At 74.6% G+C, this 14,508-nt stretch carries 19 protein-coding genes; 3 read left to right on the forward strand and 16 right to left on the reverse strand.

Going from position 1 to position 14,508, the window contains the following annotated elements; all coding sequences use genetic code 11:
* Positions 1-38 precede the first annotated feature (38 nt).
* Both BM414_RS23830 and BM414_RS23835 read right to left on the reverse strand, forming a co-directional pair.
* Positions 39-221: a hypothetical protein gene (locus BM414_RS23830; RefSeq protein ID WP_093583635.1), complete on the reverse strand. Its 183-nt coding sequence runs from the start codon at positions 219-221 to the stop codon at positions 39-41.
* 145 nt (positions 222-366) lie between these two features.
* On the reverse strand, positions 367-837 hold the full coding sequence (locus BM414_RS23835; RefSeq protein ID WP_093583636.1) for a cupin domain-containing protein: 471 nt from the start codon (positions 835-837) through the stop codon (positions 367-369).
* Positions 838-924: 87 nt separating this feature from the next.
* Between BM414_RS23835 and BM414_RS23840 the strand changes: the two genes are divergently transcribed.
* A complete protein-coding gene (locus BM414_RS23840; RefSeq protein ID WP_093583638.1) occupies positions 925-2,106 on the forward strand; it encodes a GGDEF domain-containing protein in 1,182 nt (393 codons plus the stop codon).
* Between the two features lie 58 nt (positions 2,107-2,164).
* Positions 2,165-3,499, forward strand: a complete 1,335-nt coding sequence (locus tag BM414_RS31515) for a M24 family metallopeptidase (RefSeq protein ID WP_093583640.1) — start codon at positions 2,165-2,167, stop codon at positions 3,497-3,499.
* Here BM414_RS31515 and BM414_RS23850 read toward each other — a convergent pair.
* From BM414_RS23850 to BM414_RS23870, 5 genes are read right to left on the reverse strand one after another with little or no spacing between them, the layout of a single operon-like run.
* Positions 3,490-3,915, reverse strand: coding sequence for a ChaB family protein (locus BM414_RS23850; RefSeq protein WP_093583642.1), 426 nt, complete (start codon positions 3,913-3,915; stop codon positions 3,490-3,492). The two genes, BM414_RS31515 and BM414_RS23850, sit on opposite strands and share 10 nt — an antisense overlap.
* 9 nt (positions 3,916-3,924) lie before the next feature.
* Positions 3,925-4,365, reverse strand: coding sequence for a thioesterase family protein (locus BM414_RS23855; RefSeq protein WP_093583644.1), 441 nt, complete (start codon positions 4,363-4,365; stop codon positions 3,925-3,927).
* A complete protein-coding gene (locus BM414_RS23860) occupies positions 4,362-4,592 on the reverse strand; it encodes a hypothetical protein (RefSeq protein WP_093583646.1) in 231 nt (76 codons plus the stop codon). Before BM414_RS23860 ends, BM414_RS23855 begins: the two co-directional genes overlap by 4 nt.
* A gap of 10 nt (positions 4,593-4,602) precedes the next feature.
* Positions 4,603-4,860 carry a DUF2795 domain-containing protein gene (locus BM414_RS23865; protein WP_093583721.1) on the reverse strand — a complete coding sequence of 86 codons (258 nt, stop codon included), beginning with the start codon at positions 4,858-4,860 and terminating at the stop codon, positions 4,603-4,605.
* 14 nt (positions 4,861-4,874) lie between these two features.
* Entirely contained in the window at positions 4,875-6,008 is a 1,134-nt protein-coding gene (locus tag BM414_RS23870) for a baeRF2 domain-containing protein (protein ID WP_093583648.1), read from the reverse strand.
* 153 nt (positions 6,009-6,161) lie between these two features.
* Here BM414_RS23870 and BM414_RS23875 point away from each other — a divergent pair, with 153 nt between their 5' ends.
* Positions 6,162-6,497 carry a DUF8129 domain-containing protein gene (locus BM414_RS23875; RefSeq protein ID WP_093583650.1) on the forward strand — a complete coding sequence of 112 codons (336 nt, stop codon included), beginning with the start codon at positions 6,162-6,164 and terminating at the stop codon, positions 6,495-6,497.
* Between the two features lie 56 nt (positions 6,498-6,553).
* Here the strand turns inward: BM414_RS23875 and BM414_RS23880 are convergent, their stop codons facing one another.
* From BM414_RS23880 to BM414_RS23920, 9 genes are all read right to left on the reverse strand, one after another.
* Positions 6,554-7,453 (reverse strand): type II secretion system F family protein, encoded by a 900-nt coding sequence (locus tag BM414_RS23880; RefSeq protein WP_093583652.1) that lies wholly within the window; start codon positions 7,451-7,453, stop codon positions 6,554-6,556.
* Positions 7,453-8,394 (reverse strand): type II secretion system F family protein, encoded by a 942-nt coding sequence (locus BM414_RS23885; protein ID WP_093583654.1) that lies wholly within the window; start codon positions 8,392-8,394, stop codon positions 7,453-7,455. The genes BM414_RS23880 and BM414_RS23885 overlap by 1 nt, the downstream gene beginning before the upstream one ends.
* Positions 8,394-9,839 carry a TadA family conjugal transfer-associated ATPase gene (locus BM414_RS23890; protein ID WP_093583656.1) on the reverse strand — a complete coding sequence of 482 codons (1,446 nt, stop codon included), beginning with the start codon at positions 9,837-9,839 and terminating at the stop codon, positions 8,394-8,396. Before BM414_RS23890 ends, BM414_RS23885 begins: the two co-directional genes overlap by 1 nt.
* On the reverse strand, positions 9,836-11,029 hold the full coding sequence (locus tag BM414_RS23895; protein ID WP_093583657.1) for a CpaE/TadZ family protein: 1,194 nt from the start codon (positions 11,027-11,029) through the stop codon (positions 9,836-9,838). Before BM414_RS23895 ends, BM414_RS23890 begins: the two co-directional genes overlap by 4 nt.
* Positions 11,026-11,838 carry a Flp pilus assembly protein CpaB gene (cpaB, locus tag BM414_RS23900; protein ID WP_093583659.1) on the reverse strand — a complete coding sequence of 271 codons (813 nt, stop codon included), beginning with the start codon at positions 11,836-11,838 and terminating at the stop codon, positions 11,026-11,028. The genes BM414_RS23895 and cpaB overlap by 4 nt, the downstream gene beginning before the upstream one ends.
* A gap of 10 nt (positions 11,839-11,848) precedes the next feature.
* On the reverse strand, positions 11,849-12,835 hold the full coding sequence (locus BM414_RS23905; RefSeq protein WP_245784949.1) for a pilus assembly protein TadG-related protein: 987 nt from the start codon (positions 12,833-12,835) through the stop codon (positions 11,849-11,851).
* Complete coding sequence (locus BM414_RS23910) at positions 12,823-13,218, reverse strand: TadE/TadG family type IV pilus assembly protein (protein ID WP_093583661.1); 396 nt, start codon at positions 13,216-13,218, stop codon at positions 12,823-12,825. The genes BM414_RS23905 and BM414_RS23910 overlap by 13 nt, the downstream gene beginning before the upstream one ends.
* A gap of 81 nt (positions 13,219-13,299) precedes the next feature.
* The gene (locus tag BM414_RS23915) at positions 13,300-13,515 is read right to left on the reverse strand and encodes a Flp family type IVb pilin (protein ID WP_175551769.1); all 216 of its coding nucleotides are present in this window, start codon (positions 13,513-13,515) and stop codon (positions 13,300-13,302) included.
* Positions 13,516-13,698: 183 nt separating this feature from the next.
* Entirely contained in the window at positions 13,699-14,283 is a 585-nt protein-coding gene (locus BM414_RS23920) for a prepilin peptidase (RefSeq protein ID WP_245784950.1), read from the reverse strand.
* Positions 14,284-14,508: the final 225 nt, after the last annotated feature.

Here is a 14,508-nt window from a genome sequence, read left to right on the forward strand (position 1 = left end):
CCGGGCCCGATCATGCCGGGCGGATCAGGCGGGACCGGTCAGCGGCCCTCCCACTCCCGGTCCTCCTGGTCGAGCTGCTCGTTGCGCTCGGCCACCCCCTGCAGTGCGTTCTCGGCCTCCTCGCGGGTGTCGTAGGGGCCGAGGCGGTGCCGCTCGGCGCAGCCGTCACGGGTCTCCACGGTGTGGTGCTTCAGGCAGTAGAACCACGGTCCCTGCGCCACGGGCGCGCCTCCTGTCAGCCGGTCCCCGCCAGCGGGGACGCCTCGACCCCGCCATGCCCGGGGACGGCGCCTGACATGCTCCTCCGCTGTCCCCTGCCGCCGCTGCGCTGGGCGTACGTGCACGTCATCCACGCGGTCACGCGGCTCACTCCTCGACCATGACCTGGTCGTGCCGGGCGTAGAAGGCCGTCATCTCCTCCGGGCCGGGCCTGCGCCCGGAGCGCCGCATCTCGGCCGTCTCGGCGAAGAACTCCTCGCGGGCGATGCCGGGTGTGAACAGGATGAGGAACGACGCCGGCTCGTCGGAGTCGTTGCGGAAGCCGTGCACCCCGCGCTCGTGGGCGAGGGCGAAGTCGCCGGGCCGGTACGGCTGCCAGCGCCCGCCGGCGTAGAGCGTCAGCTCGCCGGAGAGCACGTAGAAGGACTCGGAGAACGTCTGGTGGTGGTGCGGCGCCGCGCCCGGCGACCTCGGGGTGAGCCAGTACTCGACCAGTCCGAAGCGCCCCGCGGTGACCGCGCCCGGCGCCACCATGCGCAGCGCCGCGGCCCCCGCCTCGGTGAGCGGGTGGTCGGCCAGGGTGCGGACATCGACGAGACCCGGCTCCGGGTACGACATGCGGGCAGCCTGCCAGCGACGACGTCCCGTCGGGAGCCCCCGCGGACGACCGCGCACGACACCGCCCCCATAGGGCAAGCTGCGGCGGTGACCCCAGTCCGGCCACGCGTCGTCGACGAGCCGCCGTCCGGGACCGTCCTCGGGCCCGGTGGTCCCGAGAACCGGGTGGCCGCGCTCCTGCTCGCCGTCCTGCTCGTCACCGGCGGCCTCACGGGCCTGGTCAACCTGGCCCTCGACGGCGTCGTCCGCGACGGCGTCGTGCGCACGACCTACGGCGTCACCATGGCCGCGTGCCTGCTGGCGGCCGTGCCGCTGGTGGTACGCCGCCGCGTCGGGGTGTGGCAGACCTTCGGCCTGGTGCTGCTCGGCGACCTCGTCTACGTCGTCGTCGCGCTGTGCATCGAGGACCCGGTCCGCTACGCGACGCCGCTGGTGCTGCTCTTCCCGTCGGTGGTGGCCGCCTGGTTCCTCGTCCCCTGGATGCTCGCCGTGCACATGGCGGTCACGCCGGTGGCCGTCGTGGTCGCGATGCAGCACAGCTACGACGGCGTGGGCGGGCTGGCGGTCCAGGCGGCCATCTCCGCGGGCATGCTCGACCTCGTCGCCGTGGGCGTGAGCCTGCTGCGCCGGCGTGAGCAGCGGCTGCTCGCGGCCACCGAGGCGCTCTCGCAGCACGACCCGCTCACCGGGCTGGCCAACCGCCGGTACCTGGTGGAGCAGGTCCCGCGCCTGTGGCGGCAGGCCCGCCGCGAGGGCCAGCGGGTCGCCGCGCTGGTCATCGACCTCGACCACTTCAAGCTGGTCAACGACCGGCACGGGCACGCCGCCGGGGACGCCGTCCTGCAGGCCGTCGCCGGTGTGCTGGCCGACACCGTGCGGCCCAGCGACGTCCTCGCCCGCCTCGGCGGGGAGGAGCTGGTGGTCCTCGGGCTGGTCGGCGACCCCGGCGAGGCGGCCCACCTCGCCGAGCGGCTGCGGCTCGCGGTGTGCGCCGCGCGCAGCGCGCACGGGCACGCGGTGACCGCCTCCATCGGCGTCGCCCTGACCCGCCCCGGCGACGGCGAGGACGCCGGCGGGGCGCTGTGGCGGCTGGTCGACCGGGCGGACGCGGCGATGTACGCGGCCAAGCAGGGCGGCCGCGACCGCGTGGCCACCTTCGCGCCTCCTCCGCCGCCCTCACCGCGCCGGGCCCCGGCCGCCGAGCTGCTGAACCCGCCGACCGTGCCCTGCCCGCGGCTGCCCGACGTCTCCCGGACCGAGTCAGGCTGACGGCTGACCGGCTGCTCTTCAGCGGGTGGCGGCGGCGGTTCTCTGCTTCCCTGTCCCCATGACGCTGGTCGTCCCCGACCCGACGCGGACGGTGCCCCTGCCGCTGCGTGAGCAGGCCGACGTCCGCGACCGGTGGCTGACCCAGCGCCTGCTCGACCTGCTGCCCGGCCTCATGGACCGCGCCGGCATCGACCTGTGGCTGGTCGTCGGCCGCGAGGGCAGCGAGGACCCGGTCCTGCCCACCCTGCTGCCGGCGACCTGGCTGTCGGCCCGCCGGCTCGTCGTCCTGGTCCTGCACCGCAGCGACGACGGCGTCACACCGGTCGCGGTCTCCCGCTACCCGGTGGGCCAGTACCTGCCCGGCTGGTCCCCCGAGGACGACGGCACGGAGGACGGCGGGGACGCTGACGGGGACGAGCGCGCCCTGTGGGCAGCGGTGCGGCGGATCGTGACCCAGGCCGACCCGCGCCGGATCGGCATCGACGTCTCCGCCGGGTGCCCGCTGGCCGACGGGCTGTCGGTGGCCGAGCACCGGCTGCTCGCCGGGGCGCTGGGCGACCTCGCCGACCGACTGGTGTCCGCCGAGGACCTCGTCGTCGGCTGGCTGGAGACGCGGCTGCCCGAGGAAGTGGCCGCGCTCGACGCCCTGGCCCGGCTCACCGACCGGGTGCTGGCCGAGGTCCTCTCCCCCGCGGCGCTCGTCCCGGGCCTGACCACCGCCGCGGACCTGGCGTGGGCGGTGCACGAGCGCCTGGCCGACCTCGGCACCCCGCCGTGGTTCCACCCCGGGGTGACCGTGCAGCGCGCCGGCGTGCCGCTGCGACCGGACTCCGGGGTCGACCTGCCCGCCGTGCCGCAGGACGCCGTCCTGGAGCCCGGCGACCTGGTCACCTGCGACGCCGGCCTCTCCAGCCTGGGCCTGGCCACCGACCTGCAGCGCAGCGCCTACCTGCTGCGCCCCGGGGAGGACGCCGCCCCGGCCGGCCTGCGGCAGGCGTGGGCCGCCAGCCGCCGCGCGCAGGAGCTGACCGCGGCCGCGCTGGTGCCGGGCCGCACCGGCAACGAGGTGCTCGCCGACGCCCGGGCCGCCACCGCGGCCGAGGGCCTGCCCACCGACGTCTACTCCCACCCGGTCGGCGTGCACGGGCACGGCGCCGGGCCGGCGATCGGCCGGTGGGACGACCAGCGCGGCGTCCCCGGCGACGGCGACCGCGTGCTGCACCCGGGCACCGTCTTCGCCGTGGAGCTCGCCGTCCGCGTGCCGGTGCCCGAGTGGGACGGCCAGTGCCTGCGGCTGGCGCTCGAGGAGCAGGTCGTCCTCACCCGCACCGGGACGGCGCCGCTCGGCCGGCCGCAGCGCGAGCTCTGGACCGTCCCGGCCGATCAGCCCTGACGGGCCTTCGCCGTCGCCCTGTCGTTGGCCTTCTGGATGGCGTCGACCAGCTCGTCCTTGGTCATCGACGAGCGGCCTTGCACGTCCAGGCGCTTCGCCACGTCCATCAGGTGCTCCTTGGTGGCGTTGGCGTCGACGCCACCCTTGGTCTCCCGGTCCGTGTCCGCGCCGCCCTCGGCCTGCGCGTCGGAGGGGCCGTTGTGCTCCTTCGGCTCCCAGTGGTCGCCGACCTTCTCGTGGGTGTGCTTGACCGCCGCCCACGCCACCCGGTTGGCCCGCTGCTCGTCGCCGTCGTACCCCTCGACGGCGGAGTCGTGGGCCTTGGCGAACGTGCGCTGCGCCTTCTCGTCCGAACGCCGCAGCGTGCTGGGGATCTCCTCGGGCTCGGCGTCGCCGCCCTTCGTCGTCTTGGCCATGCCGCTCCCCTACCCGGCGGCCCCGTCGGCGATGCTGCCGGCGACCCCGCCGTCGCCCGGTCGGTCGACCAGCCAGCGCGACCAGTGCGCGCGCTGGTCGTCGGTCAGCGGCACCGACGCGTCGGCGGCGTAGTCGAAGGCGACCAGGACCATGTCCGCGCGCAGGGCCACCTCGCCGTCCTGGGTGAGTTCCTGGCGCATGCCGATGGAGCTGCGGCCCAGCCGGGTGATCGAGGTGGCGACCGTCAGGTGCTCACCGACCCGGTAGTGCACCTGGCGGAGGTAGTCGATCTCCAGCCGGGCGAGGATGATCCCCGCGCCCGGCGTGGAGTCGACCATCGACAGCCGTGCGTCCTCGAGCAGCCCGAGCACGCGGGCGTGGTTGACGTGCCCGAAGACGTCGGTGTCGGACCAGCGGAGCTGGACCGGGTGCTCGTGCAGCCCGCTCAGGGCAGGTCCGCCGTCTCGGCGGACTGGCGGTGCGCGCCCTGGGCGTCGTCCGGGTCGGCGTGCACGGTGCGCTCCTCCGACTCGGCCAGGATGATCTCGGCGGCGACCTCCTCCATGCCGCTGCCCTTCATCCCCGCCTCCTCGGGGAGCAGGTCGGCGCGCGTCTCGATGTTGTGCTCGGTGACGTTGGCCAGGGCCTCGGGGCTCGGCTCCTTCTGCGTGACCACGGGGTCCTCCTCAGAACCGGTGCTGCTCGGTGCCGATGCCCAGCTCCCGGGCGACGTCCTGCACGTTCTCGAACTGCCGGCCCGACGGCAGCCGGCGCAGGTCCGACAGGACACGGTCGGGAGCGTTCGACTCCTCGGCGCGGGCGACCAGGGTGTCGCGGTCGGCCGGCCAGACCTCCTTGCCGAGCGTCTCGGCGATCGCCGCGCGACGGTCGAGGTCGGCCGGGCTGGTCCCGGCGGGGGTGCCCTCCTGGTGGGGGTCGGTCATGGCTGCTGCCTCCGTCACTGTGGGGTGGGCGTGGACTCGTCGGTGTAGCGGAGGATCGCCGCCACGGGGATGTCGCCCGGCATGGCCGCGCGCGGCACGACGACGAGGCCGGCGGTGCTGGCCACCGCGGCCGCCAGCAGCGCGCTGTCGGCCGGCACCGAGTGCACCTCCTGGACACCGAGGGCGTCCATGTCGGCCTGGTCGACGCCGAGCTCGAGCGGCGAGGCGCCCACGAGCAGCTGCTCGTCGTCGGCGGGGTCGGCGAGCACGAGCGTCTCCACCTGGGCCTTGCGCAGGGCCTCCACCACGTTCGCGGTGCCGGTCACGGCCAGGCCGTGGGCACCGGCGGAGCTGATCTTCTCGACGGTCTCGGCCTCGTCGCGGGCCTCGTGCTCGGCGACCAGCTCGGCGGCCTTGCGCTCCACGGGCTCGCGGTCGGCGCCGGCGGCGCGGCCGCCCTCGTCGATGGACACGATCAGGTCCGACCACAGCCCGCTGGCGCGGTCGGTGAGGATCTGCCGCGCACGCATGTCCCCGGCCAGCAGCACGAAGCGGGGGTGCACCCGGCGCACGACCGAGGCGATGTGCTCGGCGACGTCGTCGGCGTTGTGCACCCACTTGTTCTCGGCGTTGTGCTGGTACCGGTGGTGCGCCCAGCCGCCACCCTGGATCTTGCGGATCTGGAAGCTGTCGCCCTCCACCGTCTCCTCCTCGTCGGCGTGGCCGGGGAGGTGGGCGAGGGTGAGGTCGGCACCGACGCGGTCGGTGAGGACGACGACGTGCGGCACGCGCCCGGGCAGCGCGCGCAGCACCGGCAGCAGGTGCGGCCGCGGCGACCACTCGGCGAGCTCCTGGCGCGGGACGTCGGCGAGGGCCTGGTCGAGGACGACCGTGCCGTCGGCGGCGGCGACGACCGCACGGCCGCGGATGGTGCCTGCCTCACCGCCGTCGTTGCCCTCGAGCAGCCGGCTGCGCACCGCCTCGACGACGGCCGACGGCGCACCCTGCTCGGTGAGCTTGTCGGCGACCGCGCGGACACGGAGGTCGAGCTCGGTGTCGGCGTTCTCGGTGTTGTGCGTGACGTCGGCCGTCACGGTGGCGAAGGGGCCGTCGGCCTCGAAGACCGGTGCCAGGAACGACACGTCCATGGGGTGGGGACCACTTCCTCGGTGCTCATGGGGACGGTGCTGGTCGGTGTGCGGGACGGCGTCCGCGGCGGGACGCGCACTGCTCGCCGCCTACCCACCGACCCGACCGCCACACACCGTGTCGGATCCGGGAGGGGCGGGTAGGCGGTCGCCATGACCGAGCACGACCAGCTGCCGCTGCCCGACTACGACCACCTGCCGGTGGATGGACTGATCTCGCGCATCCGCACGCTGGACGCCACCGGCCTGCAGACGCTGCTCGACTACGAGAAGGCCCACGCAAACCGCCTCAAGGTCGTCATGGCCATGGGGAACCGGCTGAAGTCGCTGCACGAGGGCGCCCAGCCCTCCGGCGGCGACCCGGCCGCCGCGGCCGCCGACGACCCGGCGCCCGCCTCGTCCGGCTCGAAGGTCTCCGAGGCGACGACCGGCCCGGCGATCAACCCGCCGTCGCAGGGCGACCCCACCAACCCGGCCCAGCCGCGCTAGGCCTCCCCCACACGACGACGGCCGCGCACCCGGTGGGTGCGCGGCCGTCGCGTTCCTCAGCCGAAGGCCTCGACGATGTCCATGACAGCCGGGCCGAGCAGCACGATGAACAGGACCGGCAGGATGCACAGCATCAACGGGAAGATGACCTTGACCGGGATCTGCATGGCCTTCTCCTCGGCGCGCTGCCGGCGTTTGAGCCGCATCTCGGCCGCCTGGGTGCGCAGCACGTCGGCGATCGAGACGCCGTAGACGTCGGCCTGGACGACGGCCCGGATGAACCGCCGCAGGTCCTCCACTCCGGCGCGTTCGGCCAGCGCGAGGTAGGCCTCGCGGCGAGGTTGGCCGACGCCGATGTCCTGCAGGGTGCGCACCAGTTCCTCGGCCAGCGGACCCCGCCCGTTCTTCCCGGCCCGGGCCATGGCGGCCTCGAAACCGAGGCCGGCCTCCACGGCGATGGTCATCTGGTCGAGGGTGTCGGCCAACTCCAGCCCGATGGCCTGCTGGCGTTCCTGGCCCCGGCTGTAGAGCAGCAGTTCCGGGACGGAGTACGCGACGACCGTGGTGCCGACGGCCACGAGCACGGTGAGCGCCCCCGGCCGGCCGCTGACGACCAGCAGCCCGAGGGCCGCCGCGATCGCGGCCAGCACCAGCTTGGCGGCGACCAGCCGGGAGACGGGCCAGGCGGCGGGCCGCCCGGCTGCGCCGGCCATCCGGTCGAGCCGGACCACGGTGCCCGCCGGTGTCAGCGCGGAGACCAGGCGCCCGAGCAGCCCCGGACGTGCCCGGACGGCGGCCCGCGGGTCGGCGCCGGACATGTCGAGCCCACGGGTGAGGTTGGCCCGGGACCGCGCGGCGGCGTCCTGCGGGCGCGCGAACAGCGCCCAGCCCAGCAGGGGGACGCCGGCGGCCACCGCCAGCGTGGCGGCGAGGATGGTGGCGGGGACGGTGCTCATCAGAACCGGATCGCCACGGTCTTCTTGAGCCACAGCGCGCCGACGACCAGTAGGACCACCGACACGAGGATCATGATCCAGCCGGGCAGGGACTCGGTGAACGCGGAGAGGTAGACCGGGTTGGTGGCCGTCAGGAAGGCGACGATGCCGACCGGCAGGGTCATGAGCACCCAGGCCGACAGCCGGCCCTCGGCCGACAGTGCCTTCACCTGACGGCGGATGGCGTTGCGCTCCCGGATCGTGGTGCCGACGGTGTCGAGCACCTCGGCCAGGTTGCCGCCGACCTCCCGGTGGATGGCGATGGCCTGGGCGGTCCAGCGGAAGTCGTCGCTGTCCACCCGCACGGCCACCTCGTCGAGCGCGGCGCCGAGGTCCCGGCCCACCCTGGTCTCGTTGACGATCCGCGCGAACTCCTCCCCGATCGGGGCCGGCGCCTGGTCGGCCACCGCGTCCACCGCGCGCAGCAGGCTGTGCCCGGCACGCAGGCTGCTGGCCATCAGCTGCAGCGCGTCGTCGAGCTGGTCGGCGAACCGGGCCTGCCGCCGGCCGGTCCGGAGCCGGACCGCCACCCGCGCGCCCAGCGGGGCGAGCAGCGCGAGGAGCAGCCCCGCGAGCACACCGCCGAGCAGCCAGCCGACCGCACCGAGCACCAGCGTGGCCAGACCGGTGAGCAGCACGACCTCGGGCAGCCCCATCGCGATGCCGGCCCTCTCCAGGGCGGCCGCGCCGGCCCCGGCTCCGCCCCGCCTGGCCAGCACCTGCTCGACGCCGCCCTGCGCCTGCGTGGTCACCTTGGACAGCAGCGTCGGCGGCGGCGCCGTCGTGGGGTCCAGGCGGGCCAGCGGCACCCGGCGCGGACCGGCCGGCACGGCGCCGAGGACCAGGAGGGCCAGGCCGCCGGCCACGAGCACCAGCCCGAGGAACAGGAGCGCCGGGGACATCAGGCCCGCCTCCGCACCTGCGCCGGCTGGGGCATCCCGAACACCGACGGGGAGACCCGGATGCCGAGATCCTCGAAGCGGTCGGTGAACCGCGGCCGCACGCCGGTCGGGACCGGCTTGCCGAGGAAGCGGCCGGAGGGGTCGACGCCGGCCGAGTAGTCGAACAAGAACGCGTCCTGCAGGGTCACCGTCTCCCCTTCCATGCCCTGCACCTCGGTCACGTGGGTGACCCGCCGGGTGCCGTCGCGCAGGCGGGTCAGCTGGACGACGACGTCCACGGCCGAGGCGATCTGCTCACGGATGGCGCGCAGCGGCAGGTCCATGCCGGCCATGAGCACCAGCGTCTCCAGCCGGGCGATGGCATCGCGCGGGGAGTTGGCGTGCACCGTCGACAGCGAGCCGTCGTGGCCGGTGTTCATCGCCTGCAGCATGTCCAGCGACTCGCCACCGCGGCACTCCCCGACCACGATCCGGTCGGGGCGCATCCGCAGGCTGTTGCGGACCAGGTCGCGGATGGTGACCGCGCCCTTGCCCTCGATGTTCGGCGGGCGGGACTCCAGCCGGACGACGTGCTCCTGCTGCAGCTGCAGTTCCACGGCGTCCTCGATGGTGACGATCCGCTCGCCCTCCGGGATGAAGGACGACAGCACGTTGAGCAGCGTCGTCTTCCCCGTACCGGTACCACCGGAGACGATGATGTTGAGCCGGGCCTCGACGCAGGCGTGCAGCAGCTCGGCCATCTCCGGGCTGAGCGTGCCGAACCCGATGAGGTCCTCGACCCCGAACGGGTCCTTGGCGAACTTCCGGATCGTCAGCGTCGAGCCGGAGAAGGCGAGTGGCGGGATGATCGCGTTGACGCGGGAGCCGTCGGCCAGCCGCGCGTCGACCATCGGCGAGGACTCGTCGATCCGGCGTCCCACCTTGGAGACGATCCGGTCGATCACCCGGCGCAGGTGCTCGTCGGAGGTGAACCGGGCGACGCTGCGCACCAGCTTGCCGCCCTGCTCCACGTAGACCATGTCGGGGCCGTTGCACATGATCTCGGTGACCGTAGGGTCGTCCAACAGCTTCTGCAGCGGGCCGAAGCCCAGCACGTCGTCGGCCAGCTCCGCCGTCAGCCGGGCCCGCTCGTCGGGCGAGAGCGGCACCTTCTCCTCGTCGACGACGACGTCGAGCTCGCCGAGGACGATGCCGCGCAGCTGCTCCTCCGACAGCGACGGGTCGTTCATCCGCGACCCCATGCGCTCGAACAGCGCCTTGGCGACGCGGTCCTTCAGCCGTGTGAGGGCGTCGGTCGGGGGTGCCGCGGCGGCCGGAGGGACGGACCGGGGCACGAGGACCACCGGCGGCGCCGACTCCGGCACCGGCTTCCGCAGCGCGACGGGCGGGGGCGCCGGCTCGGCGGGCCGCCCCTTGGCCGCGGCGAGGCGGGAGGCGAGGTTCACGACGCCGCCGCCCGGTGCTTGGCGCGGTAGCGGCCGGGCTTGACCAGCGGGGTGGCCGCGAACCGGGCGACCAGCCGGCGCAGCTCCCTGGCCGCCGGGTCCTTGCCGTTGCTGGCCAGGATCGGCACGCCCTGGTTGGTCGACGCCGGGACCGCCGGCGACCGCGGGATGACGACGTCCACCCCCGCGCCGATCGCGCACTCGACGTCGCGCCGGGACAACCCGTTCTTCTGGTCGGCCATGTTCATCACCATGTGCCGGCCGGCCGGGATCATGCCGAGCTCGCCGAGCACCTGCACCTCCTTGCGCAGGCCACGGACGCCGGGGACGTCCATGCTGCTGAGCAGGACCACGTCGGTGGCGCTGTCGATGGCGGCCAGCGTCTGCTCCGAGAGCCCGGGCGCGGTGTCCACGACGACGTAGCGGAACTCGCGCGACAGGGCGCTCAGCAGGCGGGTGACGTCCTCGGCGGTCACGGTGTCCCCGGCGGCCGGCGACTCCGAGCCGCAGACGGCGAACAGGCCGCTGAGGTGCCGGGTGAGGAAGGTCTTGAGGACCATCGTGTCCTGGTTGGCCGGGCCGTGGACGGCGTCGGGCAGCGTGTACTCCGGCACCAGGCCGAGCGCGGAGGCCACGTCGCCGAACTGCACGTCGAGGTCGACCAGCACGGTCCCCTGCGGGGACGCGGTGGCCAGGCCGACGGCGAGGTTGGTCGCCACCGTCGTCTTGCCGACGCCACCCTTGGGCGAGGCCAGCGTGATGACCCGGCCGGTGAACCGGGCGGTCTCCTCCAGGGGGCGCAGGACCCGGCGCCGGTCGGCGGCGGCCGCGCCGGCGCGCTCGACGGCCGCGGCGACGTCGGCCGGCTCGGCGCCCGGTGGCAGCAGGTCGCGGATGCCGGCCCGCATCGCCGCCTGCCACAGCTCCGGCGTCGGCTCGGCGAGCAGGACGACGCTGATCCCGGGGCACTGCACGTCCAGCCGCCCGGCCAGGGTGAGCACCTCGTGCACGGGCGCCAGCGGGCCGACGAGCAGGACGTCGGGCAGCTCGCCGTCGATGAGCAGCTCGAACAGCCGGGCCGGATCGGCGGGCAACCGTCCGGGCGGCAGGACCTGGACGTCGCCGTCCACGGCGGCCACGACCGCCGCGCGGAGGTCGTCGCCGGCGCCGGCGAGGACGACGCGGCTCATTCCGCCGACTCCGCGGCCACGGTGCCCAGGGCGGCGAGCAGGTCGCCGTAGACGTTGCCCTGGGTGACAACCCGGGTGCCGGAGGTGTCGGTGCCCTCGCGCTCGAGCGCCAGCCAGACGGTCGCGTGCTCCATGCCGAAGACCACCCGCTCGGCGTCGCGGGCCGGCAGGGCCATCGTGACCATCACGTTCCCCGTCGGGGCGACGCTGGTGGCCGAGGCGGTCTCCACGTCACCACCCTCGGCGCCCGCGGGCGCCGGAGCGCCCTGGACCTGGGTGACGAGGACGCCGTGCAGGGTGGCGTGCGTGGTGCCGATCTGCTCGTCCTCGGGGTCGGCGTCGATGTTGCCCTGCAGGTCCATCGAGACGTAGACGCCGACCTCGTCCCCGGCGGCCAGCCGGCCCCCGACCGCACGCTGCGGCTCGAGCACCACGCTCACCTCCGAGAGCCCCTCGGGCACCGGCACGGTGCCGGGCGCCTGCAGGTCGGTGGGCGCAGCGAACCGCCCGGCCAGCAGCTGCTCGCCGGGCTCGAGGTCCACGGTGGCGACCTGGCCGGCGAGCTGCTCGAGGTCGGTGACCCGTCCCTCGACCGCCGCCTTGGCGGGCATCACCTCGGTACGGACCAGGCCGGCGAGCTCCTCGGCGGGGGTGCCCTCGGGGACCGGCTGGTCGACCACGAGCACCTCGACCGTGCGCACCCCGGCGAGGGCCCGGGCGTCGGCGCCACGCACGTAGGCCAGCAGCACCACGGTGCCGGCGGCCACGAGCACCAGCGCCGCGACGGCGGCGAGCAGTCGGCGTCTCACGTGAGGGCCCCTATCGGATCAGTCGGAGGATGGACGCGCCCAGGTCGGGGGCGTCGGTGCTGGTGTCGAAGGCGCCAGAGGCGTCGACGAAGCGGGTGAAGTAGCCGCGGATGCAGCGGTCCTCGCCCCTGCAGGGCTCGCCGGAGTCGTACTGCCCGCCGAAGTGGTAGCCGGTGATCGTGAAGGCGGCGTAGCCGTAGACCTCGTACCAGGCCCCGCTGCCGGTGCCGCCGGCCTCGTCGAAGATCGGCAGCAGCACGGTCCGGCCGACCAGTGCCGCGATGTCGCCGACCGAGCAGCCCTGCGAGGGGTTGTTGCCCGGCTCGGAGTCGTAGCGGTGGCCCACGCGCGTGGTCGCCCTGCAGGTGTTGCCGCCGTCGGACTCCAGCCAGCCGAAGCCGCCGGGCACGAACAGGTGCGAGGGCCCGGTGCAGCCGGTGTCGGACTTCTTGGGCAGCACGATGGTGCGTTGCGTCGTGGTCGACGGCATGCCGCCGCCGGTCTGGGCCTGCCACTCGCACCAGGAGAAGATCAGCGGCAGCATCGCCGTCCCGCCGCTGGGCGCACCCCAGGTGACGGTCGCCGTCGCAGACACCGAGCTCGAGTCGTGACCGATGACGGGAGCGAACCAGTGCTCGCGGGGGGCGCTACCGGTGACCGTCACGCGGGTGGGGGCGCTCTGGAGCACCGGTGGCGCCGCGGTGGCCGCCCCGGCGCCGGCGTCGGCGTCGCTGTTGGCGTCGACCAGTTCCTGGGCGGTGGCCTGCATGTCGCCGCAGGCGCCGCGGGCGCAGTCGCGGGCCACGGCGAGAGCGGCGGCGTCGGCGGCGACCTGCAGCCGCGCCCGGTCGGCGTAGAGGGCGCCGACGTCGACGGCGATCGCCGTGAACCCGAGCAGCGGAACGAGCAGGACGGAGAGGATGACGGCCGCCGCACCCCGCTCGCCGGCCAACCGACGCCGGACGCGGGCGCGCAGCGCGGGGATCAGCCGTTGCACCGCATGACCCCCGTCCCGGTGAGGTCGACGTCGGCCCCGAAGAAGCCGGTCAGGACGGGCATCGGGTAGCTGATGGTCACCCGCACGTTGGCCGTGGTCGTCGTGGTGGCCGGGCACGCGGCGGGCGAGATGGCGATCTGGGCGTCGGTGATCGCCGGATCGAGGGTCGGGGCGGCGTCGCGGACGGCGGCCCGGGCGGCGGCCGGATCGCTCTGCAACGCCATCACCCGAGCGCCCTCCCGGGCCGCCGCGGACAGCGTCCCCTGCACCTGGAAGGCGTGTCCGAACTCGATGATGCCGAGGACCAGGACGATCAGCAGGGGCACGATCAGCGCGAACTCGACGACGCTGGCGCCGCGCTCGCGCCTCAGCCGCTCCCTCATCTCACCCTCCCTCTCCTCGACGTGCCGGCCGGGCGTCGTGGCGACTCGTCGCCACGACGCCCGGAGTCCGATGCGTGTGGATCAGCTCTGCGCGTTGGCGCCCTCGAGCCCGGTCACCACCTTGTCGAAGAGGTCGCGCAGCTCCGGGCCGAGCAGGAGCAGGGTCGCGATGATCGCGACGGCGATCAGACCGACCAGGAGGCCGTACTCGACGGCGGTGGCGCCCTTCTCCTCCCGCTCCACGCGGTCCTTGGCGAGGGAGACGAGGGTGACGAGGGTGGCGAGCGGGTTCAGCACGGTTCTCTCCAGTGGGGGCGGGCCGCCCGGTCCGGGTCGGTCGACCCGGCCTGTCACGGCGCTGCCATTCCCGTCGGACAGGAGATGCGGGGACTTGAGCGACCTTCACCCCATGTGCGGAGGGGGTTCATCCCACCGAGTGCGTTCCGCACGTCGACGGTGACGGTCAGTATCCGACCGCGCTCAGATGACCAGCGGAGCCAGGACGACCAGTCCGGTGCCCAGCAGCAGCGCCGGGCCGAAGGGCAGTTCCGTGCGCAGCCCCACGCGGCGGGTCGCCATGAGCGCCAGCGCCAGCAGCGCCTGGACGACGAAGCCGGCGGACAACCCGAGGAGGACGTGCGGCCAGCCCAGCCAGCCGAGGTTCAGCCCGAGGACGGCGCCGAGCTTCACGTCCCCCATCCCGATGCCGGCCGGGGAGACGAGCGCCATGCCGAGGAGGACGGCGAACACCGCCGCGGCCGCGAGCCCTGCACGGATCAGGGCCGGCCACTCCCCCGTGACCGCAGCGGCGCCGGAGAACAGGACGGCGCCGGCGACCAGGGTGGGCAGCACGACCCGGTTGGGCAGCAGGTGGTGGTCCCGGTCGATGACGGCCAGCAGGACCCCGGCCACGACGAGCAGGAGGTAGGCGGGCAGCTCGGCGGAGGCCCCGAAGCGCAACGCGGTGAGCGCGCACAGGGCGGCGGTGAGGAGGACCGGGACCGGCCGCGTCGCGCGCCGCTCCCCTGCGCGGTGGTCCTGGGTCGGCGGCGCCGGTGCGACCACGGAGAACCGGGCGTCACGATGCCTCGTCCCCGATCGCCGTACAGTCGGCCACGGGTAACTCGCGGCAGCGCGGTCGACTGCCGACCCTGCGGCCAGGCCGAGGAGTACGGCGACCCCGGTGGCGGCAGCGGCGGCGGACACGCGGTCACGATGACACGGCCCGGCCGGCGCGCCCGTGAACGAAACCCCACCCTCCGGGTGAGATCCCGGGGCACCGCCCGCCCC

The organism is Geodermatophilus amargosae (assembly GCF_900116515.1).
GTDB classification, from domain to species: Bacteria; Actinomycetota; Actinomycetes; order Mycobacteriales; family Geodermatophilaceae; genus Geodermatophilus; species Geodermatophilus amargosae.